This window comes from Algibacter ulvanivorans (genome assembly GCF_048381495.1).
Classification (GTDB): domain Bacteria; phylum Bacteroidota; class Bacteroidia; order Flavobacteriales; family Flavobacteriaceae; genus Algibacter_B; species Algibacter_B ulvanivorans.
Genome location: NZ_JBLWGD010000012.1, coordinates 1 through 5,037, shown reverse-complemented (window position 1 = coordinate 5,037; position 5,037 = coordinate 1). Strand labels below are relative to the sequence as shown.

General features: G+C 29.9%; 6 protein-coding genes. All 6 read right to left on the bottom strand.

Annotation, left to right across the window (positions count from 1 at the left end; translation table 11 throughout):
- Positions 1 to 275: 275 nt before the first annotated feature.
- The gene (locus tag ACNG5D_RS15755) at positions 276 to 662 is read right to left on the bottom strand and encodes a TVP38/TMEM64 family protein (protein WP_418184490.1); all 387 of its coding nucleotides are present in this window, start codon (positions 660 to 662) and stop codon (positions 276 to 278) included.
- 593 nt (positions 663 to 1,255) lie between these two features.
- Complete coding sequence (locus ACNG5D_RS15750) at positions 1,256 to 1,642, bottom strand: hypothetical protein (RefSeq protein WP_418184489.1); 387 nt, start codon at positions 1,640 to 1,642, stop codon at positions 1,256 to 1,258.
- A gap of 649 nt (positions 1,643 to 2,291) precedes the next feature.
- Positions 2,292 to 2,912 carry an Abi-alpha family protein gene (locus ACNG5D_RS15745; protein ID WP_418184488.1) on the bottom strand — a complete coding sequence of 207 codons (621 nt, stop codon included), beginning with the start codon at positions 2,910 to 2,912 and terminating at the stop codon, positions 2,292 to 2,294.
- A gap of 39 nt (positions 2,913 to 2,951) precedes the next feature.
- Positions 2,952 to 3,614 carry a hypothetical protein gene (locus tag ACNG5D_RS15740; RefSeq protein ID WP_418184487.1) on the bottom strand — a complete coding sequence of 221 codons (663 nt, stop codon included), beginning with the start codon at positions 3,612 to 3,614 and terminating at the stop codon, positions 2,952 to 2,954.
- Positions 3,615 to 3,825: 211 nt separating this feature from the next.
- Positions 3,826 to 4,428, bottom strand: a complete 603-nt coding sequence (locus ACNG5D_RS15735; RefSeq protein WP_418184486.1) for a hypothetical protein — start codon at positions 4,426 to 4,428, stop codon at positions 3,826 to 3,828.
- Positions 4,429 to 4,434: 6 nt separating this feature from the next.
- Positions 4,435 to 4,812 carry a hypothetical protein gene (locus tag ACNG5D_RS15730; protein ID WP_418184485.1) on the bottom strand — a complete coding sequence of 126 codons (378 nt, stop codon included), beginning with the start codon at positions 4,810 to 4,812 and terminating at the stop codon, positions 4,435 to 4,437.
- Positions 4,813 to 5,037: the final 225 nt, after the last annotated feature.

The window sequence follows — 5,037 nt, the reverse complement described above, 5'->3', positions numbered from 1 at the left end:
GTTTTTCGTCATTGCAATTGTTATCATAATTCCGATAATCAGAAATCCGCTTTTTTTAGTCCAATTTATATTTTGTAAACTGATGTTCAAATTGATTCTCGATGTTTTTTTCAAATGTTGGGTAACGGTCTCGTATAACCGTCAGTTACGGGTTAAATTTACTTATTTTTCGATTAAGCACTAACGCTCGCAATTCCGAGTGGATTCGGACGTAGTCGAATCCGCCGTAATTGCGGTTATACATTGTTGTAAAACGTTTTTTATTCAGCGTATTTTTATTCATTCCAACTTGTTAAAATCCGTTTCAGGTTTTCCGCTTTAACTAGGTAAAATAATGTCCAAAGAAGTACCCAAATTATGAATGCTAAAAAGAAGAACACCAAATTCAGTCCGCCATATTCTAAATCCAAGTAAACGAATAGAAAGGTCATGATTATCGCTCCAATAAAATTGTAAAGAGTAGCATTTTTTATACTCATTTCGATAAGTCCAGTTAAGAAATTCCAACCTACTAGTCTGTCCGTTATTTTTATTTTTTCTGGGTCAGAAAAGTCAATTATTATTCTTTGAGCAAAGTCAGATTTGACTATTATTTTGTTGTTTTTCTTTTCAAATTTATAGTCAAACTTATTCAGTAATTTTTCGGTTTTTTCTATTCCCATAATTTTTGTTCAAATGTTTTACAACGTATTTGTATAAGATTAGTTGCGCTGAAAATCTGTTAAGATTTTCAGATTAAGAAACTAAGATAGTAAAAATGCGAGGATTTTCCGCAGGAAAATCAGAAGCAATTAATTTTATACGGTGTTGTAAATTGTAGCATTTTCAGATTTGTTATTCCGCTTGAATGAAGTTCCGCGTTTGAGTAAATTCCGATTCAGGATTTTTCCGAAACAATTTTCAATCCGCAAGAGTGAAATTCCGCGTAATATTTGTTTGGTCAGCGTTTTTAAAATTCCGCAAACTGGCTTAATTCCGCATGAGTGAGATTCCGCGTAAAGTTTGTCAAATTCAGAGTTTGAGTGGTTTTCTCCGCGTAATAATTCAGAGTTTTCTTTTTCGGAAATCAGAGGTTTTCAGATTTGTAATTTTCCGCCGTCTGAGTGAGCGCTATGATTTACAACGTGTTTGTATAAGATTAGTTGCGTGTTTCAAGCACTAAAGTTAGCAAATAAAACACAGGTAGAAAGTCTGTGAGGACTTTCGAAAGTAGGTTAGAACTAGCAATTAATTTTATACGGTGTTAGCATACGTTTTATTCTCTCACATATTCATATTGAAAACAATCAGAACACCTATCATAAAGAATTAAGTAGTCTGTATTTAAGTCAACGTGTTGTTCCCATTCATTTTCATAAATGATTTTTAGCCATTGTTCTCCATTATATTCTTCAAATTCAGTTGAGTAAGTTAGTTCGGATTCCAAATTCCCATTCAAATATCTTTTGACTGAATTACTAGAAATTTCTATTTTCATTGAATTTCCAGTTGATGTTGGTGTTTCAGTTCTACCATCAATTCCACCTGAAGATTCAACCCAATTCCAAGTTCCAATTAATTGTAATTCTTGAGAATTATCATCATTATTTGAGCAGTTTAAAAATGTGATTCCAACAAATAAAAGTAAAAAATAATTTTTCATAATGATTGTAGTTTATTAATAGATGTCATTTTTTTGAAAAGGTTGCGTTCAAATGTATGCTAACGTATTTGTATAAGATTAGTTGCGCTGAAAATCTGTTAAGATTTTCAGATTAAGAAACTAAGATAGTAAAAATGCGAGGATTTTCCGTAGGAAAATCAGCAGCAATTAAACTTATACGGTGTTACAAAATGTAGCGACACGGGAGATTGGTTGCGCTCTGCATTTTGTCCGCGCAAAATTTAAAATTCAGGTTTTGAGTTTTTTAGAATATTCTAGCTTAAAATTCTCAAAAAAAAATCGCGAACAGTAAACCACGCTTTTTTTAAATGTTCTAAAATTCCGCAGCGTTGCTCAATTCCGTTCGAGTGAGATTCCGCATAGCAATTTTCAGATTCTACTTTTTAAAATTCAGAGTTTGAGTGTTCAGTTCCGCGTGCTGCTTTGTTCAAATTCCGATTTAGTTTTCCATCAGATTTCTCCGCGTCTGAGTGAGTTCGGAGCTATTTTTTGTAACGGTCTAGTGTATGATTTCGTTGCGTGTTTAAGCACTAAAGTTAGCAAATAAATCACAGATAGAAAGTCCGCGAGGACTTTCGTAAGTAAGCTATAACTAGCAATGAATTATACACATTGTTGTGTGTAGTTTTTATTTATCACACGCTTTTACAAAATCAGACCCAAAACTTGTAAGATAGAATTCATCGGAATTTTGCTCTTCATAATCTCTTTCTCCATCGCCAAATTTCGAAATGTGGACTACTTCTTTAATTAAACCGAGTCGTTCAAGGTTTGCAATTTCTGCAAAATTATATTCTACATCTTTCGTTTTACGATGGTCATTAATTAGTCCGATATTAAGTCTGTTTTTTTTATTTAGAAAATCTAATATTTTAACTTCGTTTGTCGAAAGTTGAGTTAATATTGATGGGTAAACAGTAATTGTAAGATTTTTATTAGAATCTAAATAATTAGTCATTAAATTTGCCCATTTATCTTGAAGAAATTCATTTTCTTCTAGCGATATACCTTCGAGATAAGGAATCAAAACTTTTAAGTTTATTTTTTTTAATTCTATTCCACGCTTGTTAGCTATTTTCTTAACTTTTTCAAAATTTCTAGTTTGGTTTTTTAATCGCCAGAGTTTTATATTGTCGCCAAATAATAGTCCCATTTCTTCAACTGAAGGACCAACAAGTTTGCCTAAAAACTCTTTAGCAAGTTCAAGTGATTTCTCAATTGTTGAAGACTTGATGTTAATTTCGTTCATTTTCTCAAATTATAAACAAATATAGTGTGTTATTTATTTTTAAATTTTAATGTCATAAATTTCTCTTACCGAATTTCCAATTTTCACAGTAACAAGTGATAAATCTTTTGAACTTAATAGTTCACACTCTTTTATCACATTGTAAAGTTCAGCAACCCTTTCTTTAAAATATTTGTCTAACTCTACTTGATTGAGATATTTTGGTTTTATTCCATAAATTATTGGAAGTTTTTCAAAACAAAACTTAAATATTCTTTCCAATATTAAATCCTTGTGTTTTATTAATTTTAACTCGGTCAGAGCATTATTGAATTCACTATGCTTGTTAAAAAAGAAGAATTCGTTGGGTGTATTCTTAAATAGTTCTCTCCATCGAAAAAAATTTGCACTTGTTGGAAATTGAGCTAACTCTTGTATTATCGAATAACAAAACGATGAAGTATAATAAAATAAGTAGCTATTGTAATCTGGTTTATTTTGTTCTATACAAATGTTACATTGAATTCCGATAAATTTTACTTTCCAGGTTAAGAATTTTGATTGGTCTAAAGCATTTAAAATTCCGAGAAATGTGGAACCAGAGTTTAACATTCTAAAAGCTTGTTCATATTCCTCATTTTTATAGAGTTCACTAGCAACTGAATAAATTTCCTCGATTCTTTTTAAGCTATCTTTTAGAATAAATTCATTTGATAATTCCATTAATTCTTTTGGATTTTTTTTCGAAATTTGATTCGGATGACGATTTTTCTCAAATTACACACAACGTTTATGTATATGGAAAGTTGCGTGTTTGTGTGCGAGGATTTTCCGAAGGAAAATCAGAAGCTAGCAAACGAGCAACTAACTTTGGTTAAGCATAAAATAGCAATTTTTTATATACAATGTTGTGCTTAGTGTTTCTTTATTTCTGCTATAATTCATCGAATCCAAAAACTCCTTCTTCATAAAGAATCCTATTTGTGAAAATAATAAATGGTTGGATTTTATAATATAAATTAATAATATCAGAAATATTTTCTTCTTTATCCCAATTAAAATTATAGTTACCTTTTACATCAACTGGATATCTAAAGTTAAATGAACCTTTGTCTAATTTGTGTAATTTATTTTTAAGTGGCTCAAAACTTTTTAAATAATTATTTATTTCTTCTTGAATAGATTTTCGTATTTCATATCTTTCTTTTATTAAGTTTAAATGCTCTTCGAATTTATTATACAATATTTCAATAGAATGGGATTTAGTACCTCCTAATTTTATTTTATCAATAGTTAAGTTTACTTCTTGAAGCTTTAAAATATTTGCTTTTAAACCAAGTTCTATTGAATGTCTTATCATAAACAAAAGCGGTAATGAAATAGTGTCAATCGGAATGTTTTTTTCAATACCATTTACTAATTCGTCTATCGCATTTTTATATTGACCATAATAATTCCACCAATCTCGGTTATAACCTAAATAAGAGTTGAATTTATATTTGTTCTTTGGATTTATCTCATTTTGGCGTTTAAACATTTTAATCTATAGGCTGTTAAGTTTAGGTGTTAATAAATCAACAATCTCAAAATAATAGTGTTTTTTAGCAGTTTTAATTACCTTTTTTAGTTTTCCTTTTTTTCTTAAATTATAATATACAATGCCTTTGTTATAATATAAAATATTACTGTAAAAGTTAGTTTGTTCTGCGCGTTTAATGTATTCCAGAGCATATTCCCATTTTTCCAATTCAATATATTCACTTGATTTAGCAACATATTCTGAAAACCTTTTTTGTCTATTAGCTTTTTCAATAGCCCTACCTTTAGCTACTATTTTCATTTGCTCCATCGTTAAAGGAACAAATGTAGATTGAGGATTAGCTGGAATAGGTTTTTCATACCTATTTGTTTGTGCTATCAAATTATTAGTAAGTAAGCAAATCACTAAATACAGTAATATTCTCATTGTATAAAATCATTAATTATTTCAAATGCGAAGACGTTCCCCACATTAAGCACAACGTGTTTGTATATGGAAAGTTGCGTGTTTGCGTGCGAGGATTTTCCGAAGGAAAATCAGACGTAGCAAACGTGCAACGACCTTTTGATTTAGCTAAAATCAGCAATTTTTTATATACGGTGTTGG

Excerpts from the sequence above, each read along its gene's own strand:
- ACNG5D_RS15755 (WP_418184490.1), bottom strand. The coding sequence starts at position 662 with ATGGGAATAGAAAAAACCGAAAAATTACTGAATAAGTTTGACTATAAA.
- ACNG5D_RS15750 (WP_418184489.1), bottom strand. The coding sequence starts at position 1,642 with ATGAAAAATTATTTTTTACTTTTATTTGTTGGAATCACATTTTTAAAC.
- ACNG5D_RS15745 (WP_418184488.1), bottom strand. The coding sequence starts at position 2,912 with ATGAACGAAATTAACATCAAGTCTTCAACAATTGAGAAATCACTTGAA.
- ACNG5D_RS15740 (WP_418184487.1), bottom strand. The coding sequence starts at position 3,614 with ATGGAATTATCAAATGAATTTATTCTAAAAGATAGCTTAAAAAGAATC.
- ACNG5D_RS15735 (WP_418184486.1), bottom strand. The coding sequence starts at position 4,428 with ATGTTTAAACGCCAAAATGAGATAAATCCAAAGAACAAATATAAATTC.